Genomic DNA, 18,729 nt, shown 5'->3' with positions numbered 1-18,729 from the left:
TCCAATCAAATGGAATTTTTTTAGAAAAACTGCAGGTAAAAAGATTATTCTTCATGTTTTTTACTGTAATCCTTATTGGATTGAAGTAATTTGCGACACTCCTGCCGAATAACTGGCTAGCCGAGACCCAACAGATGCTTGCGTCGAAGAGGCTCGGCAGACAGTCGGTGGAAAGGGAGCGGATTTCTGAAACCAACTGGATCTTTTTTAAGAAAAAAACTGCAGGCAAACTCAATTTTTTCGAATTTGTCTAAAAAACAAGACTAGATTATTCTTCATGTTTTTTACTGTAATCCTTATTGGATTTCTGAAATCAATTGGCACTTCTTCTACTTTAATTTTGTTCCTTACACCTTAACTAGGTTAGGACAGGTTATGCTTTCAGAAACACACACTCTTTTTGTAGGTTATTGTTAGATTGTGTCAGATTTTAATAAGAATTCTTTACATTTTAAAGGGTTCAAGTCCTGACTGGAGAAGTATATTATCATGGTGTTTTTAGCCGAAAAACACTGACTGCAAGGATTTTGAAACAGAAGGAGGGCTCTTAATTAAAAAGCAGCTGTTTTTAATAAGTATATTTTGCTTGATAGTCTTTGTTCAAACGTTTTGGTCTCCCGCTGTTTTTGCTGAACAAAAAACATTTATAATTGCTGGGGAAAGTGCTCTTCCTCCATTTTCATTTGAAAATGAAGCTGGTGAACTGACGGGCATTAATATTGATTTAATGGAGGAAATAGCAAAATATAATGGCGTGGATTTCAAATATATTCCGATGAGGATGGAAGAAGCTGAAAAAGCCTTAAGTAATGGAACAATTGATGCTATTGTTGGAAGTACCTATAATACCGAAAAAGATAACCAACTTGATTTCACTCAATCCTATTTTACAATGTCCCAATCCATAATCATTCCAAATAAAAGGAAACAGGATATTCATACGTTAACGGATCTACGTGATTCACATGTTGTCCTTGACCAAAACACTCAAGTAATCAGTACATTTCTAAATATGAGGAATACAAATTTAACGACCGTTTCGAATCAATACTCGGGTATTTTAACATTATTGAACAACCGTGCAGATGTATTCATCGGAAACAAATGGACTGCAGATTTCTATTTGAAAAAGTTCCGCCAAGAAAAGAATTACATCATTCTCGATGAAGTCATTGAGCCAGCGGATTATACGATTGCAGTGAAAAAAGGGAATCAATCGCTTCTTTTCATGATGGATAATACACTCACAGAACTTAAAGCCAACCGAAATATCAATGGGATAATTGATAAATGGGTCATGCCACAATCCAATCAAAAAATTGCCAGGCTGGAGCAATTCATATTCTGGTTGATCATAATCCTAACTGCCGTGGCCCTTGTTCTTCTAATCATTTACATATGGAATCAAAAGCTAAAAAAATCCGTTCATAACCAGACGTTGAAATTACATTTATTAAATAAGGATTTAGAGGAACAAAGGCAAAACATTGCTAATGCTGAAGCGTTCAAAGATCAAATCTTAAACAATACCAATAATGGAATCATTACATTCGATCTCGATTTCATGATTACCAGCTGCAATGCAAAGGCATCAGACATTCTTAACATTTCCAAGGAAATGATTCTGAATTTTATGAATCATTCGCAATTAATAAGGAATTTCGGGGCTTTTAATCAAGAACGAAATGGGAATAATCGTACGGGCTCTTTTCGTATCTTGGTATTTGATGACGAAAATGAACAGAAGGTGATTTCATATTCGATGCATAAGATGTTCAATTCTGAAAATATACAAACTGGATACCTACTTTCCCTGAATGATGAGACGGAAAAGAAAACATTGGAGAAAAAATTGGTCACACAAGAAAAGCTGCACGCTCTTGGTCAACTGGTTGCGGGTGTCGCACATGAAATAAGGAATCCTTTGACAGCGATTAAAGCATTCATTGATTTACTTCCGAGTAAATATGATAATCCTCAATTCCGACAAGTTCTAATGGAACACTTGCCTACTGAAGTTAACCGTTTGAATGCGATCGTTACCGATTTAATTGAATATGCACGTCCGCGTCCGCCAAATATTACAAATTGCCACGCTCATGAACTTATATCATTACTTGCTTTTCATAAGGTGACAATGGAAAAAAAACAAATAAATTTCGAGCAGACGATTGAGGAGGACCTTATTTTTTATATAGATTTACAACAAATTCAGCAAGTACTTCTTAACTTGGTGTTGAATTCGATTCATGCCGTTGAAGAAACAAATGAAAAGACCATTAAAATCACCATTGATAAAGAGAACGAAAAGACAGGGCGGATTACCATATCCGATACGGGAAAAGGGATGAAACAGGAGGAACTGAACCATATTTTCGAGCCCTTTTTCACAAATAAAGAAAAGGGCGTCGGTTTGGGACTAACGTTATCGTATAGGTTAATTAAAGAAAATAACGGAGATATCCATGTGAAAAGTTATCCTAATTCAGGTACGAAATTCACCATTTCACTACCATTATATATCGAATAGAAGCCTGGAAAGAGGAGGAGTAATATGAAAATGCGTGTATTGGTAATTGATGATGAACCTGCTATTTGCACTGCTCTTAGCTTTGCGTTGGAAGATTCTTATCAGGTCGTGACAACCACTGATCCGGATGAGGGGCTCCGGAAGATCGACAATCAGCCTTTTGATATTGTATTACTTGATTTGAGAATAGGAAATAAAAGTGGACTTGATGTCCTGCAGAAAATCAAACAAATAGCACCTAACGTAACAGTCATCATGATGACTGCCTATTCATCCATTGAAACTTCCATCGAGGCCATAAAAAAGGGGGCCTACTACTATATTGAAAAGCCGATTAATATTGAAGAACTTTCTTTGCTCTTGATGAGGGCAGCCGAATTCAAACAGATGTCCAATCAATTGGAGACATTGCATGAAGAATTGGAGATTCAAAAGGGGTTTGGTAATTTCCTTGGCAACAGCAAGGCGATGCAGCGTATTTTCTCAATGATCGAAAGAGTGAAAGATATTGATTCCAGTGTTCTTATCACGGGTGAAAGTGGTACTGGCAAGGAGCTTGTAGCCCGAAACATCCATACGCTAGGAAGAAGGAAAAACAATCCAATGCAGATTGTCAATTGTGCTGCAATTCCTGAGATGCTACTGGAATCTGAGTTGTTCGGTTATGAGAAGGGGGCATTTTCCGGTGCAACACAGAGGAAGGAAGGGAAATTCGTTGCTGCTAATGGAGGCATCCTTTTTCTTGATGAGATTAGTGAAATGCCACTTCCTCTTCAGGCCAAATTATTACGAGTGTTGCAGGAACGGGAAGTGACGCCTCTAGGGTCCAATGCAAAAATCTCCTTGGATGTCCGTATTATAAGTGCAGCCAACAAAAACCTGGAACAAATGGTGATGGAAGGGGATTTTAGGGAGGATTTGTATTTCAGGCTAAATGTCATTCCCATCTCGATGCCGCCTTTAAGAGATAGAAAAGAAGATTTACCGATCCTTATGGATTATTTTATAAAAAAGCACGCTAAGGATATGAATCGTGAAGATAAGGTGTTCTCGGCAGCCGCACGCCGGATATTACTGGATTATCATTACCCTGGGAATGTCCGTGAGCTTGGTAACATCATAGAATATGCTGTCGCCCTATCAAACTCGAAAAAAATGGAGGATACCGACTTGCCGCAATATGTTCAAGAACAGAAGTTCATTCTCCAGCCGGATGGCAATGACGAGGATTTTAATAGTTTCAAAATCCCTATTGGCATATCCATGAAAGAGATAGAAGAAAAAGTCATAACGGCCACACTTCAATACTGTAAAAACCATCGGCAAAAAACAGCTCAAATCTTAAAAATTTCTGAAAGAAGCCTTCGTGATAAAATCAAGCTCATTTCAAAAGGAGAATAAAAGGCTCATCGTGTTAATCGGCATTTTTTTCTGGATAACCGGCAAAAATTGCCGATTTATACTGTTATATCATTCAATAAATCGGCAGGATTTGCGTTTTAAAGCAGAAAATCGACTTGGCATGGTATTTGCATCTAAATACATTAAGAAAGGAGGGCCACGATGAAGAATGGAGCACTCTTTATAAAAGTCGCTTTGTTATTTTGTTTCATGACAGGATGTTCTTTTATGAATGAGCAGCAGGAAATATCTAAACCTGCTACTACCTTGATTCAGAGTCAACTAACTTCTGAAGGACAGGATTTAAATAATAGGATGCTAATCATTGGAACTGGAGATATGACAGGTGTTTATTTTTCATTAGGACAAAGATTATCAAATATGTATGAAAAATATAATGGGACTGTGTCAGGTACCCAGGTAACACATGCTTCCATCGAAAATACTGAATTGGTTAGCCGCCATCGTGCAGAAATTGGTTTTACCACAGTGGATGTACTGGATTTGCCTGAAACGGATAAATCCAAGTTAAGAGCTTTAACGGCCCTATATTCCAATTATGTACAAATTGTTACTACTAAACAAAATGATATTGATTCCTTGGAAGATTTAGTTGGTAAACGCATTAGTGTGGGAACGGCAGGAAGCGGTACAAGGCTTATTGCAGAGCGGATACTGTTAGAATCTGATATACCGACTGATCAATTGAATTTATCCTATCTTTCTTTTTCTCAATCTGCAGAAGCATTACGAAATGGTACCATTGATGCAGCTTTCTTTTCTTCGGGAATTCCGAATAATGAAATCGCTTTCATATCCAAGCAGACCGAACTATCTTTTATTCCAATTCCGGGAGACATCATTGAAGGTCTTCAAAAACAATATGGAGTTTATACTCATGATGAAATTCCCAGAGATACATACGGGGGAATGAAAAAAAATGTCCAAACGATTTCAATTAAAAATGTCCTGGTGACCTACAAGGAAATGTCTGATCCTCATGCATACAGCCTTGTGAAAACATTATATGAACATCTGCCTGAACTACAGCATACACATCCAGCTGCTTCGGATATTTCAATAAATGAAGCAACTAAACAAGTTCCACTTGATTTTCATCCAGGGGCCATGAATTATTTTAACGAACAAGGAATTATTGGAGATCAATGAAAAACGGGAGGTAATGACTTTGAAAAAACTGCTGAGTCTTTTATCAATAATTGTATTGATCGCTCTTGCGGGATGTGGTAATCCCACTCCGCAAAAACCGGGGGAATCCGTCCAAACGAGTGCGGGTGAAAAAGGAGAGAAAAAAATAACGATTGCCGGTAATGGAGGTGTCATTGAAAGTGCCATCAGGGATGTGATCGCACCAAAGTTCAAAGAAGAAACGGGAATCACTGTTAATTATATTTCCGGTTTATCAGGTGAAATTCTATCCAAAGTGGAATTACAGAAGAACGCTCCGCAAATAGATGTTGCCCTTTTTGTACCGGTTGATGTAATTCGCGCTAAAGAAAAGGAACTGATCGTACCAATTGATGAGTCCAATGTTCCCAATATGAAATCGGTGGATCCACGTTTCATTCCGGTTGAAAAGGCTGCCGCGCCAGCATTCGGTTTAGTCATTGCACCAGCCTATAATACGGAAACCTTTAAAAAGAATGGGTTAAAACCAATTGAATCTTGGAATGATCTTGTATCACCTGATTACGAAGGTAAAACGGCATTTTCGGATATTACGAATGACTGGGGTTTCAATACCCTTAATGGTCTGGCGATTTCAAACGGCGGCAGTACGGAAGATATGGAACCAGGTCTTGAAAAAGCGAAAGATCTTGCAGCTTATTCCAATACCTTTTATAAAAACTCAACGCAAATGATGCCAGCTGTCCAACAAGGAGCTGCTGACGTGACGGTCATGGGAAGTTACTCCATAGGTGAACTAGCCGTTTCAGGTATTCCCATTAAGATGGCCGTACCTAAAGAAGGTGTACCGCTTCAAGCTTTTAGTGCTGGTCTCGTGAAAAATACGCCAAATAGCAAAGAAGCCCTTGAATTCATCAACTATGTAATCAGTGAAGAAGCGCAAGCTTTAATTTCCGAAAAAGGATTTTATCCAACTGTAGAAGGAATGAAAATTCCAGAGAAATATGAAGAGTCAATCGGCCTTAAAGCAAGTGATAAAACATTCAAACCTGATTTCGCCAAGTTTGCCGAAATCCGCGCAGAGGTGTCAGACAGATGGGCGAAAGAGGTTACTCCTGAATTAGGGAAAAAACTCAAATAAAAAGGAGTGTGTTGATCACATGGAATTATTAAAAAAAGATGTGGAAATGAATAGGCAACACCTGGAGGCAGTTCAGGGATTTGGGTCAAACAAAAATGATGTAGAGATAAAAGGCGCGTTTAAACAATTTGGAACGAATGTTGTCCTGAATGGCATTGATCTGGAGGTGAAACAAGGAGAGTTACTTACTCTTCTTGGGCCTTCAGGGTGTGGAAAGTCCACAACCTTGAACCTAATTGCAGGGTTCCTCGATGCTGATCGGGGTGAGGTCCATATTAAGGGCAATAATGTTACGAAGGTTCCGCCTTATAAGCGAGATTTAGGAATGGTTTTTCAAACTTATTCGCTTTTTCCTCATATGACAGTCTATGAAAATCTCAGTTTTGGCTTGAAACTGCGCAAAGTTAGTAAAGCTGAGCAAAAAAAGAAGATAAGTAAAGCGCTTGAATTAGTGAAAATGTCAGGATTGGAGAATCGTTATCCAAGGGAATTATCAGGAGGTCAGCGTCAGCGTGTTGCGATTTCCAGAGCACTTGTAGTTGAACCGGAGCTCCTTTTGCTTGACGAACCGCTTTCAAACCTAGATGCAAAGTTGCGCCATGAACTCAGGGCCGAGATAAAGCGCTTACAAAAGGAAATTGGCGTAACGACCATTTTTGTGACCCATGATCAAGAAGAAGCTCTTTCCATGTCTGATCGAGTCGTGGTCATGAATGCAGGGAAAATTGAACAAATCAGTACTCCGACTGAGATTTACAATCATCCCAAGACTGAATTCGTGTTTCAATTCATCGGAAAATCGAATTGTTTTGAAGGGACTGTGTCCGCTGTGGATAAGCGGAAAGTTTCAGTCATGATAGGGCCTGATATCACTCATGTCGATGCAAACAACATCATGGGAAATGATAGTGATTTGAAAACCGGTGATGAGGTGAAGCTTTATATTAGACCGGAAAAACTGCAAATTGTTTCACTTGATGAAAAATCCACCTCTCCATTGGATTTCCAACATGCTAAGATCAGCCAAATTAACTATCTTGGTACCTCTTGGGAAATCAATGTTCTATTACATGGTAAAAGTATTCAAGTATTGACTTCCGCCTTCGATGCATCATGGCAAAATGGAAGTGAGGTGTTGATTGGATGGAGCCCATCAGAAGTTATGCTAGTCAAGAAATAGAACAGGAGACGAATCCTATTGAACCGCAAAAGGAACCTAAAATCAAGAAGAGGAAAGTCTGGGTTCCGGGATTACTCCTTTTAACGCCGATTCTGCTTTTCATATTTGGTTTCTTTGTCATACCGATGTTATACATTTTATATTTAAGCTTCATATCAACAGATAATCTTGGAGGAGCGGATGCAGTTTATAGCCTAAAAAACTATACACAATTATTTACCGATAGCTATTACTTATCTTCTTTATGGCTGACAGTGAAAATCAGTTTATATTCTGTCTTGGTTGCTTTATTTCTTGGATATCCGGTAGCTTTGACGATGGCCAAAAGTTCAGCACGGATCAGAGGGTATATCACTCTCTTGATCGTGTCCCCGCTCTTGGTAAGTATAGTTGTCCGTAATTTTGGCTGGTACCTTTTGCTATTGCCTAATGGAACGATTAATCAAACCTTGATGGCCCTTGGCATAATAGATGCACCATTGAAACTATTGTTTTCGGAAATCGGGGTTGTGATTGGGCTATCCAATGCATATCTTCCTTTCATGATCTTATCCATCGTTGCCAGTTTATATAATATTGATCCTTCTCTGGATAAGGCAGGAGCAATACTTGGGGCAAGCCCATTCAGAAGGTTCTTTTCGATTACATTGCCGTTAAGTATCCCTGGTATCGTCTCTGGCTGCATTCTCGTATTCAGTTTATCAATGAGCGCTTATGTTACGCCTGCACTAATGGGGGGAGCCAATGTGCCGGTGATGCCTGTTGTCATTTATGATCAAATAAATAACTTGCTGCATTGGACATTCGGATCTGCTCTTTCTTATATTCTATTAGCAACCACTGTCATATCAGTGGCCGTCTTTACCAGGGTGTTTGAAAAAGGGAAATTCAAGGAGGTATTCAGATGATGAAAACGTTTGGCGGCCTTCGGATTGCCGTAGCCGTGTTGGCAATTATCTATATCTTGATACCGCTCATTGTCGTTATACCCGCTTCTTTTACAAGTGCCAATTATCCAAGTTTTCCGGCTGAAGGCTTTTCACTGCAATGGTATTCCAAGATCTTGGAGCGTCCTGAATTTTTGGAAGCCTTTTTGAACAGTGCGAAGTTCGCAGCATTAGCTGCCCTTTTCTCCGTCATATTCGGAACTTTGGGTGCCCTTGGCATCGCAAAGTATGATATACCTGGAAAATCGTATATTACGGCCCTTTTAACTTCTCCACTAAGTGTTCCGCAATTAGTCTTGGGGATTGCACTTTTAATGTACTTTACACCAATGATGCTTGCCGGTACGTCTACAGGATTTTTAATTGCCCATATCGTCATTTGCATACCATATGTTATGCGGCTCGTATTAACCGGTTTAAGTGGATTTGATTATAATCTCGAACGCGCCGCGGCCATTCTTGGAGCGAATCCACTAACAGTATTCATGAAAGTGACACTGCCGCTAATTGGATCCGCGGCCATCTCAGGGGGATTATTCGCATTTTTGACATCATTTGATAATGTAACGGTCTCTCTCTTTATGGTATCACCGGAAATGCGAACGCTGCCGATCGAAATATTCTCGCAAATGCAGGATGCCTACAATCCAATCGTCGCATCCGTGTCAAGCGTGGTTATTTTCATATCAGTCCTTCTTATCGTCATACTTGAAAAAATCCAAGGTGTCGGGAAAGTTTTTGGTGGTTCCCATCATACTAACGGTTAAACACGATCATGCAGGCAAGTTCTGATTTTACGAAGAAAACTCATCCAAACGTTTCATTCAAATGAGCCAAACACCTTTTAGCAGCCAATAGTGGAGCCGTTAGGACAGGGACAGAGGGGTTAACCTGCTTTGCAATATGTTCCATACTATATTGTGAAAGCAAAATCACTTCTGTCTTTCCATCCAATTGTTCCACCATCTTTTTAACCCGATCGTCATGTTCCTTTCTTTTTCCTTTTGATAATAAATGGATGATCCCGGGATCCACCAATGATTCGATCATACAGTCAGGATTCTTATTTAATAAGTAATTTTGAAGGGCGATCGGCGTTTCTTTTACGGTTGAAACCAGGCCGATGCTAGCATAGCGAAGCGCTTCATCGAGCATCGCCTCATCTGAACGAAATAACTTTACAGGGTATAGAGGTTGTAGGATTGAAGTGATGTCATTAAAAGCAGAGCAAGTAAGTTGGATGCATGAAACATCAGAATCATAGGCTATATTCACTAATGCAGAAAAGCGGCGGATGATTTCCGGAGTCAACTTGCCGCTCTTTTCCATCTAGTATGAAGAAAGGAAGTGAGAAGCATGGAGAAAGAAGCCCTGGACGACCTTAGGCAGATAATTCCAGATGACAGAATGTTCCTTGATTTGGCAGAAAGGTATTGTTATAGCTATGACGCTTCTTTTGGGGAATATTTACCTGAAATCGTTATACAGCCAAAAAATGCAGAGGAAATCAGTGAAGTGATTAAATTGGCCAATACTCACAAAATACCTGTTTACCCAAGGGGATCTGGAACTTCGCTAAGTGGAGGCCCATTACCTGTTAAAGGAGGGATGGTTATTGATATGACCCTTTTACGGGATAAATTGATCATTGATCGGGAAAATATGCTTGCCATTGTCTCTCCAGGTGTGATTACGGCAAATATCCATAAAAAGGCTGAAGAAGCCGGCTTGTTTTATCCGCCGGATCCAAGCAGTTCCAATGTTGCCACTATAGGCGGGAATCTATTAGAAAACTCCAGCGGCCCAAAGGGATTGAAATACGGAACGACAAAAGAATATGTGATAGGCCTGGAGGTGGTCACCCCGACGGGAGAAATCATTCGTACTGGCGGAAAGACCGTAAAAAATGTAACAGGGTATGATTTGACCCGATTGATCGTAGGATCGGAAGGTACCCTGGGCATCGTTACTGAGGCAATCATCCGCTTAATACCAAAACCTCAATCTAAACAAACTTTTGTCGCCCACTTCAATCATTTGATAGATTCTGGCCATGCCATTACCAGTATTTTATCATCAGGGATTCTACCATCTGCCCTGGAACTGATGGATAACGCGTGTATCCGTGCTGTCGAAAGCTATCGGCCTTCAGGATTGCCTCTACAGGCAGAAGCCATTCTGATCATAGAAATAGATGGTCACCCATTGGCGATTGAGGAAGAAATCAATAAATGCGCCGATATATGCAAGGCGGAGGGGGCTTCCTACGTCAAGATAGCGGAGACCGAGGAAGAACGCCAAACTATTTGGAGTGCGCGTAAATCTGTTTCCCCGGCCATTACACAAATGGGTCCTACAAAAATTTCTGAAGATGCGACCGTTCCACGCAGTCAAATACCGGCAATGATGGATAGATTAAACAATATCCGGGAGAAATACGAGTTGAACTTGGTTGTATTCGGTCATGCAGGGGATGGCAATTTACATCCGAACATCATTACCGATAAACGAAATATTACGGAAATGAAAAAAGTGGAGCTTGCAGTCAGTGAAATTTTTGAAGCCGCAATCGAACTAGGCGGAACACTTTCCGGGGAACATGGTATCGGTACTTTAAAGTCACCATATATGGAAATGGAATTAGGAATAACAGGGGTGAATATGATGAAAAAAATTAAAGAAGCATGGGACCCCAATAATATCCTGAATCCAGGAAAGATTTTTCCTGATAAAGGCCAGACAAGGGTCGTGTTGGTGACATGAATCTACCCCTCAAACCGAACGAGACAAATGCAACGGCCCATCATTTATATTCAGATGCCTATGATTGGACAAACCAATGCGTAAAATGCGGTTACTGTTTACCAGCATGCCCTACATATGAATCAATGGGCGTGGAATCCGCCTCTCCACGCGGCCGAATCAATCTAGTGAAAATGGCAGCCGAAGGGAAAATAGATTTCCAAAAAGATTTAGCTGAACCGATCGACCTATGTTTAGGCTGCCGTGCTTGTGAAACCGCATGTCCTGTCGGTGTGCCATACGGACATATACTGGAAGCGGCAAAAGAAGCCATTGAAAACTCCCCGTCATCCAACCAAAAAAATAAAATGAACAAGATCAAAAAACTGGCATTGGTTCATCTTTTTCCATATCCAAAACGGATGAACAGGATTGGAAGAGCCGTGCAATTCTATCAAAAAACAGGATTTTCCAAGCTTATCCGTTCATCGAATGTATTGCAAAAGGTTTCCCCAGCCCTTGCACATTTAGAACAAGCACTTCCAGCCATCGAGTCGTCCTCGAAACGAATCCGGACAGGTACGATAATGCCGGCAAAAGGGGAAACGAAATTAAAAGTGGCGTTTTTTACTGGGTGTATCATGGATTCCATGATGTCACGAATAAATCGTCTTACCATTGAGCTACTCACCTTAGCAGGTTGTGAGGTCATTCTCCCTGAAAATCAGAATTGCTGCGGTGCACTGCATTCCCATCAAGGTGAAACAGAACAAGCGAAAGCATTGGCAAAGAGGAATATCCAAGCCTTCATGCAATCAGATGCTGATGTAATTGTAAATAACGCAGGAGGCTGCGGCGCTTCGCTTCTTGAATATGGACATTTATTGGCAGATGATCACGAATGGGCTGGGGCGGCAAGGGCTTTCTCGGAAAAATCAAAAGATATCAGTCAAATTCTTCATCAATTGGGGCCACTCCCCTTTACTGAAGAATGGCAAGGCATCGTTTCCTATCAAGATTCATGTCATTTACGCAATGTTCAAAAGGTCCAAATGGAACCTCGTTTATTATTGCAATCCATACCAGGTATTTCATATGTTGAAATGGAAGGGTTTGACCGTTGTTGCGCATCTGGAGGCATTTACAATCTTCTCCACTTTGATGAATCGATGAAAATTCTTGATGGAAAAATGAAGAACCTTAAAGAAACGAAAGCAACAACCATAGTTACGGTTAACCCTGGATGCCAAATGCAAATGAGCATTGGCATCCAAAGGGAGGGAGCGGCAAACGAAATGAAAAGTATGCACCTTGTTGAAATACTTGCCAAGGCTTGCGGCTTGGATTGATAAAAAGGATATTGAAACTCCTTAAAGCATTACTCGTCAGCATTTTCGCATTTATGTGAAGATACTGACGGGTTTTTTATTTTGGCTCTTTTCGTAAAGATTGTTGTTTTTAAAACGAAACGATTTAAGGTTGATTGGAGCGCAAGTGCGAGACTCCTGCGGGAGCAGCTGGACAGGTGAGACCCCACAGGCGTTTACGCCGAGGAGGCTCACCGCCCGCCCCGCGGAAAGCGAGCATCTGGAGGGGAAATCAACCACACCGCTTTACTTGGTAAATAGCAACAAAGTATGCGAAAACAGCCTTTATTTTTCAATTAATTTATGACTATGTTGGGGAACTTAATGTAATAATACAGTGCCCTATGTACGGATGAAAGATTGAGTATTTGCAACATACTGTGCAGGTTAGGACACAGTATGTTAATTGCAAGTAAAAACATATGAAAAAATCCGTTCAATTTTTTGAACGGACGAATCAAATTGATGAGTTAGTAAAGGAACTTATATTCCTGTTTTTATGCCAAAACCTATTAAAATTAAGCCGGTTGATTTTTGGAATGCTTTCTGGAATCTGGAGTTGTTCATCCATTTTTTTGCGTAATCAATGAGAAAAACAAGAAAAAGAAACCACAATACAGCGAGCAAGGTCAAGATGAAGGCTAATATAATCAATTGCTTGTTTACATTTCCGTTCAAATTGATAAATTGAGGCATGATTGTTATATAAACTAAAACGGTCTTTGGATTAAGAATATTATTAAGTAATGCTTGCATAAAGGAATCTTTATTATGCCGGCTTGAATACTTTGTAGGTGTATTTGCTTGTGCTTGAATTTCTTTTAAGGAAAAAACGCTTTTAGCAAAAAAACTTTTTATCCCTAGATAAATTAAGTAGGCGGCTCCCAAATATTTGATTGTACTGAACAGAATCACGGACTTTGCAATGACAACAGATAGTCCAAGAATAGCAATAAGCGTCCAAAAAGAAAGTCCCGTAGCCATTCCGAGAACGGTATAGCGTCCAGCTTTAGGACCAAAGCTTAGCGTGTTTTTCACTAAGAGCATTGTATCAGCTCCAGGTATAATAACCATCATTGCAACTATTGATATGTATGTAAGTAAGCTATCCATACTATTTCCCCTCCCCTTCAATAGTGGCTACTAAAGTAACTACTTATGTAAGTATATTAGATGAAAATGGAAATCGTCAACAGATTTTGCTAAAATATTAGTTACAAAGGTAGCGACTATGGTTGTGTGGAGGGTTTATGAAAGAAAACATTTTAGAAACATTAAAAAATCTGAATTTTACCGAATATGAAGCGAAAGCATATCTTGCCTTATTGGAAGAATCACCATTAACAGGCTATGCAGTTGCAAAAAACTCCGGTGTACCACGTTCAAGAATTTATGAAATTCTGGACAGTCTCGCAATGCGAGGAGATATTCTGGTTAGTCCTGGAAACACACCACAGTATACTCCCGTTCCTGCAAGGGAGCTAATAAAAAACCGCCGCATGAAAGCAGAAGAAAATTTTGAACTGGCAGAAAAATCATTAGCGGAGTTTGAACGTTCTGCAAATGATCGCGAAAACATCTGGAATATCATGGGACGCAATGAAATACTCGATAAGGTAAAAGCTTGTATATTATCTGCAAAAAAAAGAATACTCTTAGAGATTTGGGAAGACGAATTCGAAGAATTAGAGTCTGAACTAAGACAGGCTGCAAATAAAGGCGTCAATGTAACAATTATTGCCTATGGGGAAATCGTCTGTGATTTTGCTAATGTTTACCTCCATTATATGGGTCATGAAATTACAGAAGAGTATGGTGGGCGATGGCTTGTTATTAGTGGAGATGATTCAGAAGTAGTAGCAGGTATTGTCTCACTTGGTAAAGATAGCCGTGCAGCTTGGACCATGCATGTAGGTTTGGTAATGCCCATTACAGAAGTCATGATTCATGATTTATATCTCATGGAAATCATGGGGAAACATAGAGAACTTTTAGAAGAAAGCTTTGGTGTAAACCTCGCCAATTTACGCAAAAAATTTTCTATCCATCCAGATTATAAAAAACATTACGTGGACTAGATTTGTGCCATTAGGGTCTGTTTTTAACAACATAATAAGAAAAGCTTACTTCATAGTCAACATAGGGGCATGAATCCAGGTAAGTTTGTAGAAGCAAAGCCGTGCCCCCGGCAACCGACTGATTGAAAATAAAGCAGATGATTAAGAAATATAACTATATTGAAATATGGAAACAAGTATAATAAAGAATGGAATAAACCATTCTTGGTAAAGGGATTATTGTAGTATAAGGATTAACATTTTGATATCCGGATTACATAAAGACAGAAGGAGAAATGATTCATTTGAATAACAAAGAAACAAAAGGTATTGAGTTACCTGCCAACTATGAGGAATTAAAAAAATCTGCCAATCGAAAATCTAATTGGAGAGAACGTTTAGATGCTATCGAAGAATTAGGACAGTCAAAAAATAAACAAGTGATCGACATTCTCACACATATCATGAATAGTGATTCTGTTTATAAAGTTCAAGAGGCCGCCTACCGTCAATTGAAAAGATTAGGCGAAGATGTCCAATTGCCAGCAAGGAAAAAGGGCGAATTGGTTAAAGGATTGACCAAAATTTTAGTCAGGATCAAGAAGAGTTTGCCAGAAAATCACACATATACTGAATTCAAAGAGAAACTCCAGAAAATGAGAATGGATATATATGATACCTATGAGGGTGAAAAAGGAGCAGACTTTGATAAGTGGCTGGAAAAAACATGGTCTGCTATACCGAAAAGATAACAGTTCATCCACTATTTAAGGAGCAAAGTTATTGCTCCTTATTCTTATGTATAAAACAATAGCTTTTGCTGGCGTAAGATAATATGTTTAAAAGAGGAAGTATTTGGCTGATTGGCTAAATATTCAATTTGGAATCAAACGATAATAAGCCACACCAAACTACGGTGGAAAACCGATAAATACATACGAATTCAGGGGAGAAAAGATGACTGATTATATTGAACTTTGGAAACAGGCAATGGAAGATCATACAGGGAAGATACCTAACAGGCTAAAAGATGATGATGCAGAAGAAGCTTTTTGGGCATCCAAGGTGGCAGGGAAAAAACAACATAAAGCGGATCCTTATGCAAAACCTGTGCAGCAGGAGTTAATGGCATTATTAAAACGGGATGATCATGTATTGGAAATCGGCCCTGGATGGGGCAATTATACATTCGATATTGCAAAAGAAGTCAGGAAGCTAACTTGTATAGATAGTTCCAAAAGCATTATCAGTTTTTTGGAATCCCAGGCGAATGAAAAAGGTTTCAAAAACATGGAATTGATTCATGATAAGTGGGAAAGTGATACTAAAAGAGACAGATATGATGTAGTATTTGGGTTTAATTGTTATTACCGTATGACAGAAATCGGTCAAACCTTATTAAAAATGAATGAGTCTGCAGCCCGGTTAGTGATAGTAGGTATGACAACCGGACCAGAAAAACCTCATTATATGGAATTGAAGCAACGAGGATATACGATCAATTTAAGAAAGCGGGATTACATACACATCTTGAATGTTTTGTATCAACTTGGAATACTGGCGGACTGTAAGATCGTTAAATTGAAAAGTAAAAAAATCTATTCCACCCATGAAGAAATGATGCGCGATAATACAACAAAAATTCTCGATGAACATTTTTCCTATGATGAAGTAAAAACGATCCTTAATAAATATGTGGTGGAAAAAGAAGGAGTTTTCGAATACGAATATCCGTTTCATGCAGCTTTGATGTATTGGAATCCGAGGTAAAATTAAACATTCAAGTACCATTTCTCTGAATTCATTATCTTCTTTTAAAAGGTCCTTCAGGAAAAAGGTATTTTTTCTGAAGGATATTCGCAAAATAATATTTACAAGGATACAAAACAATGATGGAAAACGGAGTGTGAATGATACATGAAAGAAATATCCGAAAAGAGATTTTGTGAAACTTGTAAAAAAGAGACCGTGCATACAGTAACTGAAGATGCATTAGAAATCGAATATTCCTGTAATGAATGCGGCCAGCACCAAGACATTTTCAAGACATTTTTTTAAAAAACATTCACAATCGAAATTTATACTGCAAGGGAAGAAGTTTTACTAAACTATTTCGACATATCTACCCTAATGAAAAGACTCCCCTCGAATTCTCCGATATTTTATGCTTTTCCCCTTACATAGAGCGGAACGAAAATCCAGCAAAATAATGAAGACACCTGCCAAAAAAAGCGGACCTCCATCTAGTGCATTAGGGTCTTTCCGCTTGCCGCCATTCATTAACAAGAGTGAAATACAAAAACACCCATGTTTAATTAAAAAGCCCCTTCACCGACATTCACCTTCTAAAAGCATAAAGTCGACAGCCAACCATAAGATTGTTAACGCTGCAACAAAGACTTCATAATTTCACCCATCCAATAGATAATCAAACGATTACAAAAATGCAGTCGACTGTATTTCAGGAAATATTATCCTAGCATATAAAAAAGCGCAAACCTCATTTTAAATTTTCAGAAAATATTGAATTATCTTTAATTTGTTTGTATAATTAAGCCGACAGTCGACAGTATTCTGAAAGTGAGGGAGCTTCATGGGATCACTTAATTTCATGGATAACGCATTATCTAAATCAATAGCGGAACATATCACAGAACAAATCATAACTGGTGTACTTAAGCCAGGAGAAAAATTGGTGGAACTTATCTATGCAGAAGAATACGGAACGAGCAGAGCTCCCGTCCGCGAGGCAATTTATTTGCTTGCTAAAGAAGGACTAGTAGAAAGAATTCCACGTAAGGGCGCCATTGTAAAAGAATATACGGAAAATGAAATATACGATTTGCTTGAAATTCGGAATATGTTGGAGAATATGGCCATGGAACGAATTAAAAAGCATGGAATAGACCCAATACTTCTTATAGAAATGAAACAGCAACTTAAAGAAATGAAGGAAATAGAAAATATTCATTCCTATACCCAATTGAATCATTCTTTTCATACATGTCTTATTAAGATGAGCAAAAGTGAAACCATCAAAAACATGTACTCCCAACTAGGCTGGCCTTTGTTGAGAATTCAAAGCCTCTCTTTTTCAAACGGGAACAACATTGAAAAATCCATTTCTGAGCATGAAATCATCCTCCAGTTGCTAGTTGACCAAAACATGAATGAATTAACTGAAGTCTTGCAAAAGCATAATCTTGATGTAATCTCCAGCATTCAAAAAATGCTTAATTAGCGTACATGCTATGAATGGAGGTGAACAATGTTGAAGGTTGCTTTTTTGTTTCCCGGACAAGGTTCCCAGAAGCCAGGCCTTTTAAATGAATTGCCGGACTGCAACGCAGTCAAAGAAGTCCTGAAAGCAGTAAGTGAAACACTGAATGAAAACGTATATAACCATCACTCAAAAGAAGCACTTTGCTCGACCAAGTCAGTCCAGATTTCCCTTTTGACTGCTGGTATCGCAGGATTTAAAGTACTTGAAGCAGAGGGAATCATGCCGGATTTTGTCGCCGGACATTCAGTAGGCGGATTTAGTGCTGCAGTTGCTGCCGGCGTCATTGAATTTAAAGATGCTTTAAAAATCGTTAGGCTTCGGGCCGAGCTCATGGAATGGGCATATCCTCGAGGATATGGCATGGGGGTTGTTATAGGTATGGCAGCAGATACACTCCATTCACTTGTAAGCCAATATTTTGATGAAAAATTTCCAGTGTTTGTTTCGAACAAAAATGCTCCAGATCAAATAACGCTTTCAGGAGCTTTGTCCGGTATAAAAATAATATTAAATGAAGCCAAGGTTAACGGGGCTCGCAGCGTTTCCTTGCTGAATGTCAGCACGCCCTCCCACTGTCCACTTCTCTCATCCGTTTCACAAGAGCTAGGTGAAGCGCTTGGCGATATTCGATTTCATCGTCCTTTGATTCCATATGTAAGCAATCGTGGGGGACGGCTCTTGTTTAAACAGGATGATATCCGGCTGGATTTAGCTGAAAGTATCTCATCCCCTGTCCAGTGGCATGATGCTTCTACCGTTTTATACGAAAACGGAACGAGATTATTCATTGAAATGCCGCCGGGAAATGTATTGTCGCGTTTAGCAGCAAAAGGATTTCCGGAAGCCAGGGCCTTGTCAATATCAGAAAATGGCTATGATGATTGCCTGTTTATAGCAAAGAGAGAAAAATCAAAAAAATAAAGGAGGACTGC

The 18,729-nt window shown here is 39.2% G+C and carries 16 protein-coding genes; 14 read left to right on the top strand and 2 right to left on the bottom strand.

Translation table 11 applies throughout. The annotated features are described in order from the left end of the window. Positions 1 to 586 precede the first annotated feature (586 nt). The 7 genes from QNH43_RS13665 to QNH43_RS13635 all read left to right on the top strand — a co-directional run bounded on the left by QNH43_RS13665 (position 587) and on the right by QNH43_RS13635 (position 9,115). Entirely contained in the window at positions 587 to 2,530 is a 1,944-nt protein-coding gene (locus QNH43_RS13665) for a transporter substrate-binding domain-containing protein (protein ID WP_283918251.1), read from the top strand. A gap of 24 nt (positions 2,531 to 2,554) precedes the next feature. Next, the gene (locus QNH43_RS13660; RefSeq protein ID WP_283918250.1) at positions 2,555 to 3,931 is read left to right on the top strand and encodes a sigma-54-dependent transcriptional regulator; all 1,377 of its coding nucleotides are present in this window, start codon (positions 2,555 to 2,557) and stop codon (positions 3,929 to 3,931) included. A 162-nt stretch (positions 3,932 to 4,093) separates the two neighbouring features. Then, positions 4,094 to 5,101: a TAXI family TRAP transporter solute-binding subunit gene (locus tag QNH43_RS13655; protein WP_283918249.1), complete on the top strand. Its 1,008-nt coding sequence runs from the start codon at positions 4,094 to 4,096 to the stop codon at positions 5,099 to 5,101. Between the two features lie 13 nt (positions 5,102 to 5,114). Then, entirely contained in the window at positions 5,115 to 6,221 is a 1,107-nt protein-coding gene (locus tag QNH43_RS13650; protein ID WP_283918248.1) for an ABC transporter substrate-binding protein, read from the top strand. A 46-nt stretch (positions 6,222 to 6,267) separates the two neighbouring features. Beyond that, positions 6,268 to 7,401: an ABC transporter ATP-binding protein gene (locus tag QNH43_RS13645; protein WP_283918365.1), complete on the top strand. Its 1,134-nt coding sequence runs from the start codon at positions 6,268 to 6,270 to the stop codon at positions 7,399 to 7,401. After that, complete coding sequence (locus tag QNH43_RS13640) at positions 7,365 to 8,309, top strand: ABC transporter permease (protein WP_098372380.1); 945 nt, start codon at positions 7,365 to 7,367, stop codon at positions 8,307 to 8,309. The genes QNH43_RS13645 and QNH43_RS13640 overlap by 37 nt, the downstream gene beginning before the upstream one ends. After that, positions 8,309 to 9,115 (top strand): ABC transporter permease, encoded by an 807-nt coding sequence (locus QNH43_RS13635; protein WP_142244692.1) that lies wholly within the window; start codon positions 8,309 to 8,311, stop codon positions 9,113 to 9,115. The genes QNH43_RS13640 and QNH43_RS13635 overlap by 1 nt, the downstream gene beginning before the upstream one ends. A gap of 40 nt (positions 9,116 to 9,155) precedes the next feature. Here the strand turns inward: QNH43_RS13635 and QNH43_RS13630 are convergent, their stop codons facing one another. Beyond that, a complete protein-coding gene (locus tag QNH43_RS13630; RefSeq protein ID WP_283918247.1) occupies positions 9,156 to 9,659 on the bottom strand; it encodes a hypothetical protein in 504 nt (167 codons plus the stop codon). Between the two features lie 45 nt (positions 9,660 to 9,704). On the opposite strand from QNH43_RS13630, the gene QNH43_RS13625 reads away from it, so the two are divergent. Further along, complete coding sequence (locus QNH43_RS13625; RefSeq protein WP_283918246.1) at positions 9,705 to 11,111, top strand: FAD-binding oxidoreductase; 1,407 nt, start codon at positions 9,705 to 9,707, stop codon at positions 11,109 to 11,111. After that, complete coding sequence (locus QNH43_RS13620; protein WP_283918245.1) at positions 11,108 to 12,439, top strand: (Fe-S)-binding protein; 1,332 nt, start codon at positions 11,108 to 11,110, stop codon at positions 12,437 to 12,439. Before QNH43_RS13625 ends, QNH43_RS13620 begins: the two co-directional genes overlap by 4 nt. A gap of 501 nt (positions 12,440 to 12,940) precedes the next feature. Here QNH43_RS13620 and QNH43_RS13615 read toward each other — a convergent pair. Continuing rightward, a complete protein-coding gene (locus QNH43_RS13615) occupies positions 12,941 to 13,570 on the bottom strand; it encodes a homoserine/threonine efflux transporter (protein ID WP_283918244.1) in 630 nt (209 codons plus the stop codon). A gap of 137 nt (positions 13,571 to 13,707) precedes the next feature. Here QNH43_RS13615 and QNH43_RS13610 point away from each other — a divergent pair, with 137 nt between their 5' ends. The 5 genes from QNH43_RS13610 to QNH43_RS13590 all read left to right on the top strand — a co-directional run bounded on the left by QNH43_RS13610 (position 13,708) and on the right by QNH43_RS13590 (position 18,718). Then, on the top strand, positions 13,708 to 14,535 hold the full coding sequence (locus tag QNH43_RS13610) for a TrmB family transcriptional regulator (protein ID WP_076369277.1): 828 nt from the start codon (positions 13,708 to 13,710) through the stop codon (positions 14,533 to 14,535). 275 nt (positions 14,536 to 14,810) lie between these two features. After that, positions 14,811 to 15,266 (top strand): HEAT repeat domain-containing protein, encoded by a 456-nt coding sequence (locus QNH43_RS13605; RefSeq protein WP_283918243.1) that lies wholly within the window; start codon positions 14,811 to 14,813, stop codon positions 15,264 to 15,266. Between the two features lie 205 nt (positions 15,267 to 15,471). Further along, a complete protein-coding gene (locus QNH43_RS13600; RefSeq protein WP_283918242.1) occupies positions 15,472 to 16,284 on the top strand; it encodes a class I SAM-dependent methyltransferase in 813 nt (270 codons plus the stop codon). Positions 16,285 to 17,107: 823 nt separating this feature from the next. Further along, the gene (locus QNH43_RS13595) at positions 17,108 to 17,755 is read left to right on the top strand and encodes a GntR family transcriptional regulator (protein WP_283918241.1); all 648 of its coding nucleotides are present in this window, start codon (positions 17,108 to 17,110) and stop codon (positions 17,753 to 17,755) included. 27 nt (positions 17,756 to 17,782) lie between these two features. After that, a complete protein-coding gene (locus QNH43_RS13590) occupies positions 17,783 to 18,718 on the top strand; it encodes an ACP S-malonyltransferase (RefSeq protein ID WP_283918240.1) in 936 nt (311 codons plus the stop codon). The last annotated feature ends 11 nt before the right edge of the window (positions 18,719 to 18,729 follow it).

Origin of the sequence: Peribacillus simplex, from assembly GCF_030123325.1 — a bacterium.
GTDB classification, from domain to species: domain Bacteria; phylum Bacillota; class Bacilli; order Bacillales; family DSM-1321; genus Peribacillus; species Peribacillus simplex_D.
Note: the sequence above shows the minus strand (reverse complement) of the source record. Positions and strands in the feature narration are given on the sequence as shown.